This window comes from Azohydromonas lata (genome assembly GCF_034427735.1).
Lineage (GTDB): Bacteria > Pseudomonadota > Gammaproteobacteria > Burkholderiales > Burkholderiaceae_C > Azohydromonas > Azohydromonas lata.
In genome coordinates, this window is the sequence record NZ_JAXOJX010000012.1 from 77,181 (window position 1) to 91,524 (window position 14,344).

Sequence of the window (14,344 nt, forward strand, 5' to 3'; positions counted from 1 at the left end):
GAGACCTGCCTTGCTTGCGAACCTGCCCCGTGCCGCCGCCGCTGACATTGCCCGTCAAGCGGGATTGCTGGCCGCTCTTGATCAAGTGCAGGCCGTCGTCGAGTTTGACCTTGAAGGTCACGTGATACGTGCCAACGATTTATTCCTTTCTTGCATGGGGTACAGCGCGGATGAAGTCATAGGCCAGCACCACCAGATTTTTTGCACCCCGGAATTCGCGCAAAGCGATGCCTACAACGCGCTCTGGAAACGGCTGGGCGCCGGACAAGCGGACTCCGGCGTTTACATGAGGCTGGACAAGCGAGGACGAGCAGTCTGGCTGCAGGCCTCGTACAACCCGATTTTTGATGAATCTGGACGCCCAGCCGGCGTGGTCAAGTTGGCGACAAACGTCACTGACGTGCGTCGCATGCAGCTCGACTTCGAGGGCAAGATGGCCGCCATCGACAAGGTGATGGCCGTGATCGAGTTCGACCTTGAAGGGCGGGTGCTCTGCGCCAACGGAAACTTCCTGTCCGCGCTGGGCTATACGCTGCAGGAGATTGTCGGCCAGCATCACCGCCTCTTTTGCGATGCCGGCCACAGCCGCTCGCACGAGTACCAATTGTTCTGGCAGCGCCTTTCACGCGGCGAGCCGGACGCTGGCCGCTACCGGCGCGTTTCCAAGTCGGGAGAGGACGTGTGGATTCAGGCGTCCTACAACCCTGTCTTTGACGTCAACGGCAAGCCGGTCAAGGTCGTCAAGTTCGCCACGGACATCACCGACGAGATGCAGCGAGCGGCAGAGGCCCAGGGCAAGTTCGACGCGATCAACCGCTCGCAAGCTGTCATCGAGTTCGACCTGCAAGGCAACGTGCTCAGCGCCAACAGCAACTTCCTGCGCACGCTGGGATACACGCTGGATGAAATCCGCGGGCAGCATCACGCGATGTTCTGCAACCCCGATGAGGTGCGCACGCAGGCTTACCGTGATTTCTGGGCCGACTTGGCCGAGGGGCAGTTCAAGTCCGGGCGCTTTCGCCGTGTCGGCAAGCACAACGCCGAGGTGTGGATTCAGGCAACTTACAACCCGATCCTGGGCAACGACGGCAAGCCCTACAAGGTCGTGAAGTTCGCCATGGACATCGGCGCGCAAGTCGAGCGCGAGCGTCAGATATCCGCCAAGGTATCGGGCATTTCCCGGCTGCTGCAGGACATGAGCGAGTCGATCAGCAGCGTGGCGCGAACCACCGAGCGCACTGCCGAGCTGGCAGGCCAGATGCAGGATCAGGCCGCAGAGGGAAGTCAACTGCTGCAACGCTCCCGAGAAGCCATCGTCGAGCTGCGGCAGTCCTCCGATGCCGTGCACGAAATCATCGACACGATCAGCGAGATCGCCAGCCAGACCCATCTGTTGGCCTTCAACGCCGCCATCGAGGCCGCTCGCGCCGGGGCGCATGGCATGGGCTTTTCCGTCGTGGCCGATGAGGTTCGCAAGCTTGCGGAAAAGTCGGCAACTTCTGCACGCGAGATCACCAAGCTGCTCAGCCAGAACGGGGCGCGCGTTGCTGAAGGTGGGCGGTTGTCCGAGGAAGTGGACGCGGCATTCCGTCGCATCCAGCAGCAGGTGGACACCACCACGCGTTCCATTGCCGACATCCATGCCGCGATGAGCCAACAAGCCTCGTCCACGACTGACGTGGCCGGACTGCTGCAGGCCCTGCAGCATGAGGCGGTGCGGGCATGAGCGGACATGGCCGCTATGCGCGGTTGCGCATCGGCGACCAGGAGTTGGCCGTGGCAAGCGACGCCGTGGCCCAAGCTGTCTCGGTGGAAGCGTCCCGACCGTTGCCCCGGCGCAGCGGTGCGCTGGCCAGCACCTGCGCCACCCCATGGGGCATGGTGCCGCTGCTGGACTTGGCCCTGTGGCTGAATATGGGGCACGCCACGACGCCCGGACACCAGGCACTGCTGTTGCACAGCGCCGGCAAGGCCGTCGCCGTGCGGGTCAGCTCCCTGCACGGTGTTGCCGCCGCGGCTTCGGTGTCCCGGCTTCATCACGATGATGACCCAAGCGAGCTGTTCCAGTCTTGCGTGCGCTGGGCGGACGCAGGCACCGCAGCACTGCTGGAGGTCAAGCGTCTGATGGACCTGACGCAGGTCTGGTGCGAAGACAACGGGCTGTCCTGGGGGATGGTGACCCAGGACAGCGATGTGAGCCCGGTACAGCGTCAGCCCCATGCCATCTTGAACGCGGGTGGCTTGCGCTGGGCCATCCCGGCGCAGCATCTGCTGGAAGTCGCGCCAGCGACGGCGCTGGAGCTTGTGCTGCCGCCAGGCTCGCACGCGCGCGGCATTGGCTCCTGGCGCGCGCGCAAAATGCCTGTGCTTGACCTTGCTGCGTTGCGGGACGAGCAGGACCGCACGATGGGCGCCAAACTTTGGGCGGTAGTGTGCAGCGGCCAGCTCAGCGCAGCCGTCCTGGTCAACGAGGCCCGGCAGCTGCTCCAGCTGGCAGTGCCACCTCACGCCGATCAGTTTGAACCAGCCATGGCACCCGACGGCAGCGAAGTGCTGCGGGTGGACGTTGAACGGCTGCTGCGTGCCCTGCCGGAAGCCGAGATCAGCCGAGGCAGTCGCGCTGATCATTCCCGGATGGCGTCTGTGGCCTCGTGCCCGCATGCATCAGGCGCGGTGTCCTACTTGCTGTTCGAAGCGGACACGACCTACGCCACGCCTGTTGACCGTGTCGTTCACGTTGTCGCGCTCCAGCCAGCCACCATTGTGCAATTGATGCGTGGCGACGCCAGGCTGTCCTTTCGCGGGCAAAGTCTGCCCTTGGTCTTGCTTCCCGCGTATAGCTGCCGAGAGGCTGTCAATGCCCCACAGGTGGCGATCGTGGTAGCCATGCCAGACGGTGGACTGGCCGCCATCGCAGTGCACCGGGTGACCGCCTGGGCGCAGGGAGCCGCCGTACAGCTGGGTGCCATGCGGGCCGCCGCTTTTGGTGAGTTCCAAACAATCACCGTGACGCGGGCGGGCCAGCGCACAACGCACATGGTGATTGATCTCGACCAGGTCGCCTACATGCTGGCCTGACTTCATCCTTGACTGTGTTGTCGATGACTCCTGCACCGATTCCCGCTGAAGAACATGAACGGCTCGCCGCGCTGCGCGCGCTGCTGATCCTGGATACGCCACCGGAAGAACGCTTTGACCGGGTGGTGAGGTTTGCGGCCAACGAATTTGACTGCCCCATCGCGCTCGTGAGCCTGATCGACGAAAACCGGCAATGGTTCAAGGCCCGTGTAGGCCTGGATGTCTGCGAGACCGGGCGCGACATCTCTTTCTGCGGCCATGCCGTGGTCGGCGATTCGATTTTCGTGATCGAGAACGCCAGTGCCGATGAGCGATTCGCGGACAACCCGCTGGTGACGGGCGCACCGTTCATCCGCTTCTACGCTGGAGCGCCACTGGCTGCCGCAGACGGCCATCGGGTCGGCACCCTGTGTCTGATCGACACGAAGCCGCGGCAACTGGATGCAACGGACCTGGCGATCCTGGCATCGCTGCGAGACCTCGTTGCGGAGGAACTGCTTTTGCCCGGAGCCGGCCAATGACGGCGCTGATGCCCACCGTGTTGTTGTTCGAGCCGCATTTCGTGCTCCGGCGAACCGTGGCCGCTGCGGCGCGCCAACTCGGCATCGCCGAAGTCCACGAGGCCGCCACGCTCCACGCTGCCGACAGGCTGGCCCAGTTGCAACGCTACGACTTTGTCATCGTCGCACTCGACGGTGCCCCGGTAGCGGACATCGAGGCTTTCGCCAAGCGCTGCAACGCTGGGCGTGTCATTGGGATGCAAGCACCCGGCTTGCCGGTGAGCTGTGCCGGTGTATCGGACACGCTCCACAAGCCATTGAAGGTGAAAAGCCTGCTGAGTTACTTGATGGCATGACAAATTGACGTCGTAGGCAACTGTGCCGGGGCTGATCCTGGTCATTCACCCAGCAATGCACATTGCCAATGCAATTCCAACCTCCTCCGGACGATTGGGCACATCTGGATGGGCGCCACGCGCCAAGCCGGGGTTGTCGCACGCGCTTGCCAAACGGCCGGGGATGGAGGCAAGCTGAGCTTCGTGAAGGTTGGTCTGAAGCGGTCGGCATGGTGCAGACATGAGATGCCGGCCTCGACGTGCCGGTGCTCCTCGATGGCCGCGTCGCCTACTCGTTGGGCGTGGGACTGACCACGGAGAAGTTCGACGCCCTGTTCACGGCCCAGCGTCTTCCGCCCAACTGGATTGTCGGCATCGTCGACGAAGCGGGCAAGCTTTCGAATCCGCGCGCAGCGCGCCGGTAATACCCGCCTGAACTGATCACGGTAGTTCGCGTCGATGGTCGCCTGTGGGTACTGGACGCTGCCCGGGAGGACACGGCGCCTCGATGGCGGCAATCAGCATGGCCGTATGGACAGGTTTCACGAAGTGGGACTCAAACCCGGCAGCGGCTGCGCGCGCACGATCCTTCGGCTGACCGTACCCCGTCAAGGCAATGAGCCTGGGCTTGTCACTGATGCCGCTGACTTGCCGCAGCTCGTGCGCGAGCTCGTAGCCGTCCATGACCGGCAAGCCGATGTCGAGTACGGCCACGTCGGGATCGAAGCCGGCAGACAACTTCAGTGCTTCAACAGGGTCCGGTGCCGTAACCACTTCGAAGCCGTGCGCGACCAGTGCATCGTGCATCATTTGCATGGCATCGGCGTTGTCGTCGACGAGCAACAGGCGCAGCCTGCGACCGCCTTGCGGTGCCTCCATGACCGGGCTGTCTGCCGGCAGCGGCAACGCGACGTTCCTGTGCAGCGGCAGCCTCACGGTGAAGGTCGATCCACGACCGGTTCCATCGCTGTGTGCCGTCACCGAGCCCTGGTGCAAGTCCACGAGGTTCTTGACGATGGCCAGCCCGATACCCAGACCACCCCCCGAGCGCTCGATGGTGGTGGTGCCCTGCTCGAACAGGTTGAACACGAGCGGCAGCAGCTTCGGCTCGATCCCGATGCCGTCGTCCTGTATGGCAACCTCCACGGCGTGCGTGCTGCAGGTCAGCCGGACCTCGATATGGCCGCCGGCATCGGTGTACTTGGCGGCGTTGGTGAGCAGGTTGACGAACACCTGTCGCAACCGTGCAGGGTCGCCCATGACCATGGCTGGCGTCTGCGCGGCCTGCAGTATCAGCTGGTGCCGGCGCTGTTCTACCAAGGGGCTTACGCCCTCGAAAGCCTCGGCCAGCACGGTTTGCATCTCCACCGCTTGCGGCTGCAGCTCCACGCGCCCTCGCGTGATGCGGGTGACATCCATCAAATCGTCAACCAGGCGCGTCAGGTGGTTGACCTGGCGCTCGATGATTTCCTGTTCCCGCGAGGGCGGCTGATCGCTGCGCCGGCGCATCAGCTGCAAGGCCGTGACGATGGGCGCCAACGGGTTTCTGAGCTCGTGTCCAAGCATGGCCAGGAACTCGTCCTTGGCGCGGCTGGCCTGCTCGCGTTCATGGTTCAGCCGCGCGGTGTGCAACCCGGTCGTGGCCAGCGATACCGCGGCGCGCAGGAAGGCACTGTGGGCCAGCGACGGAAAACTCTCGTCACGCGAGGCAAACCAGATGCTGCCGCCTCGCGACCCCGAGCCCAGGTACAGCCGGATCACGCGCAGCGGCCCCAGCGGGGTGTCCTGCAGCATCGACTTGTCCATGTGGTGCGCCATGCCATTGCAAGCCTGCACGAAAGGCGCCCACGCAGAAACCTGTGCATTGTCCAAGGTGCGCCCGTTCACTCGCAGCACTCTCGTGGGCGGTTGCGAAGGCAGGATGGAAACCTGCACGCAGGACACCGTGAGCGGCACGATGCGCTCGACCGCCTGGGTCATGAGCTCCAGGATGGTTTCACCGCCCCTGCCTGCCCACAGCGCCGGCAGGGCCAGCAGGCCCATCAGGTCGCGCAGCGCCTCCTGGGTCGGTGCAGGTTCGCCGCCGTGCTCACGAGCGTTCGAGCGGCCACGCTGCTGCCCGCCTTCAGGCGGCAGCGGATGGGGCGGGCTGCTCACGGGCACGAAGTTCCCGCAGCATCTGGGCGGGAGGGGTGTAGAACGGATTCTCCTGCATAACGCCGCCGATGATCGTCAGCGGATGGGTGCGAAGCAGGTCCATCATCATGGCGCCGCTGAGCTTGGACACGTCGTACACGCACACGGCCGGCTGGCGGTTGCGCGATAGCACGTCGTTGACCTCGACTTCGTACTCGATGAGCTTCTCGGGCGTGGCAGCGCCCCCATGAAGCGCCCAGGCCATGTTGCCCATGATCCGCAACCGTCTGTAAGCTCCATCGGGGACCGAGGCGGTCATCGCATCCAGTGCGGCCAGCATGCGGTCCTTGTCGAAAACGCCTTGCTCGTCCAGGTAGGCCTTGCGCCAGGGGAGGATTTCAAGCAGCCCGCAGGCCTCGCACCGGGAAGCGTCGATTCCGGCAGCCGACAGCCGCGCACGGTGTTCGTCCATCAGGCAAGGGTCGACGATATGGACGTTTTTCTCGCCTTGCTGCACCCCTTCCGCGAAGAAGGGCGTGAGCACGTCGTACTCCTCGTCACGGCTGTTGAAGAACGCGCAGACATGGAAATACTCCAATGCCGTTCCGGCGATGGAGAGTTGATCGCTCACGGCAGTCCTTCCAAAAGCAGCAGTGTGCCTCAAGGAGAATGCGCAGCCTGGGACAGGGGCAGTGCCTGTACAGGTCGCTGCTGCAAAGAGGCTGCTGCCGGGCCGAGTGGGTCACCAGGGGCGCCGGGGGTTCGGCAGCTGCATTCTGGCGCAGCCCATCCTGCTGCCTACGTTGCGGGCAGCGGTGGCGAGCATCGCGTACTTCTATCGCCAGGAGATCTACCGCTACGCCCGTGAGATCGCACCGCAGCCCGACGTGGTGGTGCTCAGCGGCCTCTCGGGCCAGCAACTGCTCAATACCCGGCGGACCTAGTCCGGGAACCTCCTTGCTCACGTGACTGTCCTGCAAGGCAAATTCGGCTGCTATCGCACCGATTTGCACGGGAAGTTCAACAACCCTTCATGAGGTGCGCCGGCACGGCGCCGGCGCCGCGTCTGGCATGCATGGCGGCGGCACCGGCGGGCTGAGCCCGTCAGCGAACGGCGCTCAGGGTGCAAGCCGCATCAGACGGTTTGGGCGGTTTGGTCGGTGTTGGTGGTCGACTTGGGCTTGAACGACTTGACGACCTGGGCGCCTTCCTTGATTTTGGCCTTGAACAGTTCCTTGAACTGCACCGGATCAAAGTCGCTCAAGGAGCCGCCCCCTTCGAAATGCTGAATGAAGACCCGGCCGGTGGCGTAGGTCACCGCTGCGGCCGTGGCCGACAGCCCGGCCGCGCCGGCCACCGAGCCCAGCATCGGCACGGTCTTGGCCAGGCTGGTCAGTGTCGCCATGGCGACCACGGTGCCGGCGGCGCCGGCCAGCGACGTCAGCAGCGAGCGCACCAGCTTTTCCTTGAAGGGCACGTCGTAAAGCTTGCACAGCTCGTGCATCAGATCGACTTGGATGCCCATGATGGCCGCCAAATCCAGCAGCGGCACCGGCACCAGGCTGACGCCGGTGGCGGCAATGACATGGTTCTTGACGGTGTTGTCGGCCAGCAGCAGCCGGTCCGAGCGCACTACGTCCGAAACCAGTACGGGGTCCGAGGTGACGCGGGCCTCGGCAGACGTGGCCTCGGTGTTGGGGTGATCGATTGTGCTCATGAGAGCGTTCTCCATGGTTTGGGAAGGCTTGACGGGGGAGGGCGTGGGTCCTGTACGGGCGCCGGTGGTACGTCACCGACGACAACCGCTGGCAGGCCGGCGCGAAGGGTTGACGCTGAATCCAGGCGATAGGCTGTCCTTTCGTGGCAGGAGGAAAGACGTGCCCGTGGCGAGGCGGCCCGCCGTTACGGCGCTGAGGAAGGTGGCGCCACGCGCTGCGGCTTGCCGCGGCGCGCCGGCGCTTCGCCGGCCAGCACGAACAGCAGGCCCAGCAACGGCGACATCAGCAGCGACGCCCATAAGTACCCCCAGAAGCCCCATTTGTGATGGCGACCGAACGCAGCCACCAGCATGCAGGCCAGGGCGTACAGCACGGGAAAGTCGAGCGGATGCGGAGCGAACATGGCGTGTACCTCAAGCAGGGGTCAGGGTGGCGACGGCACGGTGGTCGCCGGTGCAGGCGATGCGCTGCCTGGCCCGGGCAGCACCGGACCTGCCGTCGGCGGGGAAATCTCATCGTGGAACAGCGCCAGCAGCACTGGGCTGCTCTGCAGGCCCAACGCGCTCAGGCGCTGCGGATCGGCTTTGACGACGGGCAAGTTGGCCAGGCCGTGCACGAGCGTGTCGGCCGCCTGGCGCAGCAGCATGCGCTCGGCGGCCTGCGTCGCCACGCCGAAGTCGCCCTGCTGGCCTGCCTCGTTCACATACACCGCCAGCCCGGCAGGCATGACCCGGTTGCCCGTGGCGCTCAGCGCGAAGACCGGCAGCGGTACGGCCCGCAGCCTGGCCGCCAGGGCCGCAGCATCCTCGCCGCGCAGCTCGTCGAAGTGCGCCAGCATCAGCGCCTGGACCCGCGCTTGTTGCGCCAGCGTCTTCAGGCAGCGCTCCAGGTCGCCGTCGAGCGAGCCGCCGTGCACCACGCAGGTTTCGACGCTCAGGCCCCGGCTCTGGCCCAGGCGCTTGATCTGCGCGAGGGCCGGCGCTGGCGCCTGTGCACCGCGCACGCCCACCAGCACGCCCAGACGCTGCACCGGCAGCAGGCGGTGCGCCAGATCGAACTGCAGCGCGGCCAGCTCCTGCAACGAAAGTTGCGCCTGGAACGACTGGCTGAAGCCGGCCGGCAGCGGCTCGGCGCCCAGCCGCGCCTCGGCCTCGGCGCGTTCGAGCTGGTAGCGCAGGTGCAGGCCGGGCAGCGGCTGCCACCGTCCGTTGACGAGTTGCTGGAACTCGTAGTGCCTGGCGCGCGGCTCGCCGCGGGCATCGAAGGCGTGCAGCCCCGTCACGCCCAGCCAGTACGGCATGAAGTGCAGCGCCGACATCACGGCCGAGGTGCGGGTCGTGCGCGCCGACTCGATCGCACGCGCCAGCAGCAGCATCGCGTCATAGCCCTGCGCGGCGTTGTGGTCGGGCTCGCGGCCATGGACGGCGCGAAAGCGCTGCACGAAGGCGGCATTGGGTCCGCCAAGACGGCTGCTGCGGTACAGCACGGGCACGATGGTCTGGTTGCCGGCATCGCCGGCGGCCCGGCGGAAGTCGGCTGAATCCAGCGCATCGATGCCGATGAGAGGCGTGTGCACGCCCAGCTCGCGCAGCTGCCGTGCCATGCGCGCGCCCGGCTCGGTGCCGGCCGACAGGAACACCGCGTCAAAGGGCTTGGCCTGCAGCTGCGTCACCAGGCTGCGGTAGTCCTCGTCGCTGGCGACGAAGGAGCTGCGATGGGTGATGCGCACGCCGCGCGCCGCGGCCGCGTCCTCGAACAGCAGAGCCGTCTCGCGGCTGTAGTCGTCGCGGGCACTGAGCACGGCCACCTGCGTGTAACCCAGCATCGCCGTCAGGCTGGCGAGCTGGTCGGCCATGACCTGGCTGCTCGGCGCCATGCGAAAGACGTACCGGAAATCGTGGCCGGTGAGGCTCTTCTTCGTCGCGAAAGGCGGCATGAACACGACCCGGGCCGCCTCGTAGACCAACGAAGCCGGCACCGCGGCGTCGGCACTGCGGTGGCCGAGCACCGCCACGACGCGCTCGTCCATAGCCAGACGGTGCGCCAGCCGGCTCTCGGCCTGCGCATCGGCGCTGCCCTGCTCGACGCGCAAGCTCACGCGCCGGCCGAGCAGCCGCCCGGGGCGCGCGTTGAGCTGCTCGACCGCCAGCTCGATGCCCTTGACGTAGTCGGGCTGCTGCGGATCGGCTACGGCGGCGACGACGATGTCGGCGCCGCCGTCGCGGGCATGCCTGTCGCGGGCCGCGGCCATGCGCGCATAGTCCTCGCCCGACCACTGGGTGCAGGCGAACAGCGCCACCGCCACGGCCGGCAGCATCGCCATCAGGCGCTTCATGGCGCGACGTTGAACATGAGCTTGCCGTCGGCAACGGCGCCGCTGCCCATGATCACGGTCTTGGCGTTGTTCGACTTGGCCAGCTCGCGCATGGCCTCGATGTGCTCGCGCTGCAGCACCGGTTCGCTCAGGCTTTTTGCGAGGATGCTGTTGTGCTGCTTGAGCCCCTCGGCCTCGATGGCCAGGCGCTCGGCCTCCTGGCGCGCGGTCTGCAGGCGGAACTCGTACGACTTGGACAACTCCTCCTGCGCGAGCTTGTCCTCGATGGCGCTCCTGATCTTGTCCGGCATCTGGATGCTGCGGATGATGATGTCGTCGATGTGCACGAAGTTGCGTCCGACCTCGTCGAGCGTGGCGAGGATGGCGCGGGTGAGCAGCCCGTCCTTGTTGGTGTAGACGTCCTGCGCGACGTACTGGCCCAGGTGCTTGCGCATCACCGACTCGACCTGCGGGATGACCACGCGCGTGGTGTAGTCCGGCCCTATGCGCTGGTGCAGCAGGCCCAGCATTTCCGCCTCGGGCTGGTAGCGGATGGCCAGCGACAGCCTCACGCTCATGCCCTTGGCGGTGAGCACGTCGAACTCGTGCTGGATGAGCTGCTTGCGCACCTCGTACAGGTGCATCTCGTTGAGCGGGCTGATCAGGTAGAAGCCTTCGCCGTAGACGTGGTCGACCTCGGTGCCGGAGAAGAGCCGGAACAGCACGCCGTTTTGCCCCGGCGGGATCACCACGACGATGCGGTTCCACAGGAACACCACCAGCAGGATGAACAGCAAGTTGGCGACAACGAAGACGGGGGCATGCTCGTGCAGCCAGGCCGCGAAGCGCTGGCGGCGCGTCAGCGGCCTGTGCACCGCGGCGGGCGTGCCGGGCATGTCGTCGTCGAACCATTCCGAAGGGCGGGTCATGGGGCGCGTGTTCCTGCTCTGGGGTCAGGCGACGATGCGGCCATCCTGCAGGCGGATGAGCCGGTCGGCGCAATCGAAGAAGGCGTCGTCATGCGAGACGACGATGACGGTGGTGCCGCGCGCGCGCAGCTCGGGCAGCAGCTCGCGGTAGAAGCGGCGCCGGAATTCAGGGTCCTGGTCGGACGCGACCTCGTCGAGGATGCAGATGGGCTTGTTGCGCAGCACCGCGACGATGAAGGCCAGGCGCTTGCGCTGCTCCGTCGACAGCGCGGTGTGCGTGAAGCGCCCGTCGGCGTAGCGGGTCTTGCGCTCCAGGCCCATGACCTGCAGCCAGCGCTGCACCTCGGCCGCATCGACTTCTTCTAGGCCGTGCAGCCGCTCGAAGAGGTGAAAGTCGGTGAAGACGATGGAGAACAGCTCGCGGTAGGCGTCGCGCGTGCAGGCCTCGACGCGTTGGCCGTCGAGCCGGACTTCACCCTGCAGCGGCGCGTACAGCCCGGTCAGGAGCTTGAGCAGCGTGGACTTGCCCGCGCCGTTGCCGCCGACGATGAAGACCAGCTCGCCGCGGCGGATTTCCAGCTCGTGCGGCCCCGAGACGAAGGTCACCTCGCCGGCCGCGTCGGTGTAGTGGAAGCTCGCGCCATGCAAGCCGATGCGCTCGAAGACCCGCGGCTCGGCGGATGCGGGCAGCGCCTCCTGCGCGGCGCGGCCGTGGCAGGCCGCCTCGATCTCGGCTTCGAGCGCGTAGAGCTCCGCGACGGCCGCCTCTGCGCGCGCGAGCATCGGCAGCGTGGTGGCGAACATCGTCAGCGGGCCCATCTGGAACAGCACCGTCGAGAGCGCCTGCTCGATGGTGTCGCGGTGCGTGGGCCAGAACTCCGGCAGCACGAACACCAGCACCAGCAGCAGCACGTAGAAAATGCCGCTGGAGAACTGCAGGTCATCGACGCTGCGGTGGTTGACCTGGTGGCGTGGGGCATAAGCCTGGCGCGCCTTGGCGACCAGGTCGGCCTGGATCGCTTCGCTGCGCGCGCGGTTGAGCTTGACTTCCTTGAAGCCGTGCACCAGATGGCCGAACAGGCCGAAGAACTCGCCTTCGCGCTCGGTCGAGGCGCGGGTCTGCCCGGTGGCGCGGTGGTAGTTGCGGATGAGCTTGGGGAGCGTGGCCGCGAAGACGAGCGTCACCAGGCCGAAGGTGGCCGGGCTCTTCCAGGCCATGAACAAGCTGCTCACGGCGAAAAGCGCGAGCGACTTCAGACCGAACAGGACATGGGTCATCGCCTCCGCGATCAGCCGCGTGTCCTGCCTCAGCGGCGTGAAGCGGCCGCTGTCGGCGTGGCGCTCGACGTAGCCCAGATCGGCCTGCAGCAGGCGGCACGACAGCCGCGCCTTGACCCGCTGCAGTGCCTGCTCCGAAGCGGCATAGCCCCCGCGCAGAGCCCGGCGCAGGCCACCCAGGTACAGCGCCATCGCCGCCACGTAGAGCACCAGCAGCGCGCTGCGCATGGGCGTGAACTGCGCCGACTCCGCCCCCAGGTTGGCCAGCGCCACGACCATGCCCGTACCCACGCCGGACAGCGCCATGGCCATCAGCACCGGCTTCAGCGGCCGGTCCGACTCGCGACGGTAGAACTCCAGCAGCTGGCTCTTCACGCCGGAGCCTCCGTGCCCGCCGCAGGCAGCATCCCCGCCGCTTGCCGGGTGTCGGCCACGATACGCCCGGCATCGAGCCTGAGCAGGCGGTCGGCGCAGTGGAAATAGGCATCGTCGTGCGAAACGACCAGCAGCGTGCGTCCCTGCGCCTTGAGGGCGGGCAGCAGCTCCTCGTAGAAGCGGCGCCGGAACGCCGGGTCCTGGTCGGCGGCGAGCTCGTCGAACACGCAGATCGGGCGCTGCTCCAGCACCGCGACGAGGAAAGCCAGCCGCTTGCGCTGACCCGTCGAGAGATCGGTATGCGTCAGGCGCCCGCCCTCGCAGCGGGTCTTGGCCGCCAGGCCCAGGCGCTCGATCCAGGCGTTGACCATGGCGTCATCCACGCCCTCGGGCAGCCCGTAGAGGCGGGGAAACAGGTGGAAGTCGGCAAAGACGGCCGAGAACAGGCTGCGGTAGGCCTCCAGCGTGCGGGGCTCGACCGGCACGCCGTCAAGCAGCAGCCGCCCGCGCTGCGCCGCACGCAATCCCGTCACCAGCTTGAGCAGCGTGGACTTGCCCGCACCGTTGGCGCCCACGACATAGACCGTCTCCCCCGCAACCAGCGTCAGCTCGTGCGGGCCGCTGGTGAACGGCGCCGTGCCGTCGGCGTCGAGGTAGCGCAGGCTCACCCGCTCCAGCCGGATCTCGCGGAACTGCCGCAGCGGCGGCACCGCGCGGCGATGGTGCGGCTCGATGGTTGCGTCCAGCCGCGCCTCCAGCGCGTAGAAATGCCCGATGTCGGCCTCAATGGCGCCCAGCGCGGCCAAGCCCTGCACCAGCGTGCTGACCGGCCCCAGGATGTACAGGATGGTCGCCACCAACTGCTGGGTGGTCTGGCTGCCCTGGGGCAGCACGGCCGGCAGCACGAACACCACCGCCGTCAGCAGCAGCAGCAGCGCCACGCCGCCGAAAAGCTGGTCGAAGATGACGGAGCGGTGGGCATCGAGCTTGAGGGCGCGCGACTCCTCGATGCTCTGCGCCAGATGCGCACGCATGCGCTGGCGCTCGCGCCGGCTCAGCCGCAGCTCCTTGGCGCCGTACACCACGTCGTCGAGCGCCCGCTGGAATTCGATCTCCTTGGCGTGCGCCCGCTCCATGGTCTCGCCGACGGCCGACTGGCGCACGATGCGCATGAGCACGAAGCTGCCCATGCTCAGCACGACCGCCAGGCACGCCAGCGGTGAGAGCCAGGCCAGGTACACCGTCGTGAAGGCCAGGACGACCACCGACTGCAGCGTCGTGACCACCTGGGAGCCTGACTGCGCGATGACCTGGGTGTCCTGGGTCAGTGCCGCGAAGCCGGGCAGCCCGCCCGCCTGCTCGATGAACCCCAGCGGGGCGCGGCGCACCTTGTCCGTGATGCGCAGGCGCAGCCGCTCCACCGTGCGCTCGACGGCCCCCATCGCCTGCAGCATCGCGCGGCGCTGGGTGTAGAAGTGCAGCGCGAAGGTGGCCAGGTAGGCGGCGAAGAGCCGCCCCTGGCCCGCGTGCTCGCCGGATGCCGCCGCCAGGTTGAGCAGCGCAAGCATCAAGGCATTGCCGCCGCCCGCCAGTAGCGACATCGTCACGATGCGCGCCTTCGGCACACCGGCTTCCTGCGTCAGGAAACGCCACAGCTGCTGCACCAGCGGCCTCTCAGATC

The 14,344-nt window shown here is 66.8% G+C and carries 14 protein-coding genes; 6 read left to right on the forward strand and 8 right to left on the reverse strand.

What is annotated here, in order from left to right; all coding sequences use genetic code 11:
• Window positions 1-10 precede the first annotated feature (10 nt).
• From SM757_RS09890 to SM757_RS09910, 5 genes are all read left to right on the forward strand, one after another.
• The gene (locus SM757_RS09890) at window positions 11-1,726 is read left to right on the forward strand and encodes a methyl-accepting chemotaxis protein (protein WP_322465317.1); all 1,716 of its coding nucleotides are present in this window, start codon (window positions 11-13) and stop codon (window positions 1,724-1,726) included.
• On the forward strand, window positions 1,723-3,078 hold the full coding sequence (locus SM757_RS09895; protein ID WP_322465318.1) for a chemotaxis protein CheW: 1,356 nt from the start codon (window positions 1,723-1,725) through the stop codon (window positions 3,076-3,078). Before SM757_RS09890 ends, SM757_RS09895 begins: the two co-directional genes overlap by 4 nt.
• A 23-nt stretch (window positions 3,079-3,101) precedes the next feature.
• Window positions 3,102-3,599: a GAF domain-containing protein gene (locus SM757_RS09900; RefSeq protein ID WP_322465361.1), complete on the forward strand. Its 498-nt coding sequence runs from the start codon at window positions 3,102-3,104 to the stop codon at window positions 3,597-3,599.
• A complete protein-coding gene (locus tag SM757_RS09905; RefSeq protein ID WP_322465319.1) occupies window positions 3,596-3,934 on the forward strand; it encodes an ANTAR domain-containing protein in 339 nt (112 codons plus the stop codon). The genes SM757_RS09900 and SM757_RS09905 overlap by 4 nt, the downstream gene beginning before the upstream one ends.
• Window positions 3,935-4,173: 239 nt before the next feature.
• A complete protein-coding gene (locus SM757_RS09910) occupies window positions 4,174-4,338 on the forward strand; it encodes a hypothetical protein (RefSeq protein WP_322465320.1) in 165 nt (54 codons plus the stop codon).
• 16 nt (window positions 4,339-4,354) lie between these two features.
• Here the strand turns inward: SM757_RS09910 and SM757_RS09915 are convergent, their stop codons facing one another.
• Together SM757_RS09915 and SM757_RS09920 are read right to left on the reverse strand one after the other, a co-directional pair.
• Window positions 4,355-6,070 carry a hybrid sensor histidine kinase/response regulator gene (locus SM757_RS09915; RefSeq protein ID WP_322465321.1) on the reverse strand — a complete coding sequence of 572 codons (1,716 nt, stop codon included), beginning with the start codon at window positions 6,068-6,070 and terminating at the stop codon, window positions 4,355-4,357.
• Window positions 6,039-6,680 carry an MEDS domain-containing protein gene (locus SM757_RS09920; protein ID WP_322465322.1) on the reverse strand — a complete coding sequence of 214 codons (642 nt, stop codon included), beginning with the start codon at window positions 6,678-6,680 and terminating at the stop codon, window positions 6,039-6,041. Before SM757_RS09920 ends, SM757_RS09915 begins: the two co-directional genes overlap by 32 nt.
• Window positions 6,681-6,741: 61 nt before the next feature.
• On the opposite strand from SM757_RS09920, the gene SM757_RS09925 reads away from it, so the two are divergent.
• The gene (locus tag SM757_RS09925) at window positions 6,742-6,993 is read left to right on the forward strand and encodes a hypothetical protein (protein WP_322465323.1); all 252 of its coding nucleotides are present in this window, start codon (window positions 6,742-6,744) and stop codon (window positions 6,991-6,993) included.
• Window positions 6,994-7,184: 191 nt separating this feature from the next.
• Here the strand turns inward: SM757_RS09925 and SM757_RS09930 are convergent, their stop codons facing one another.
• The 6 genes from SM757_RS09930 to SM757_RS09955 all read right to left on the reverse strand — a co-directional run bounded on the left by SM757_RS09930 (window position 7,185) and on the right by SM757_RS09955 (window position 14,327).
• Window positions 7,185-7,766, reverse strand: coding sequence for a YcjF family protein (locus SM757_RS09930; protein WP_322465324.1), 582 nt, complete (start codon window positions 7,764-7,766; stop codon window positions 7,185-7,187).
• A gap of 185 nt (window positions 7,767-7,951) precedes the next feature.
• Window positions 7,952-8,170 (reverse strand): hypothetical protein, encoded by a 219-nt coding sequence (locus SM757_RS09935; protein ID WP_322465325.1) that lies wholly within the window; start codon window positions 8,168-8,170, stop codon window positions 7,952-7,954.
• A 21-nt stretch (window positions 8,171-8,191) separates the two neighbouring features.
• A complete protein-coding gene (locus SM757_RS09940) occupies window positions 8,192-10,102 on the reverse strand; it encodes an ABC transporter substrate-binding protein (protein WP_322465326.1) in 1,911 nt (636 codons plus the stop codon).
• Window positions 10,099-11,010, reverse strand: a complete 912-nt coding sequence (locus tag SM757_RS09945; RefSeq protein WP_322465327.1) for a prohibitin family protein — start codon at window positions 11,008-11,010, stop codon at window positions 10,099-10,101. The genes SM757_RS09940 and SM757_RS09945 overlap by 4 nt, the downstream gene beginning before the upstream one ends.
• A gap of 24 nt (window positions 11,011-11,034) precedes the next feature.
• Window positions 11,035-12,663, reverse strand: coding sequence for a cyclic peptide export ABC transporter (locus tag SM757_RS09950; protein ID WP_322465328.1), 1,629 nt, complete (start codon window positions 12,661-12,663; stop codon window positions 11,035-11,037).
• Window positions 12,660-14,327, reverse strand: a complete 1,668-nt coding sequence (locus SM757_RS09955; protein ID WP_322465329.1) for a cyclic peptide export ABC transporter — start codon at window positions 14,325-14,327, stop codon at window positions 12,660-12,662. Before SM757_RS09955 ends, SM757_RS09950 begins: the two co-directional genes overlap by 4 nt.
• Between the last annotated feature and the right edge of the window lie 17 nt (window positions 14,328-14,344).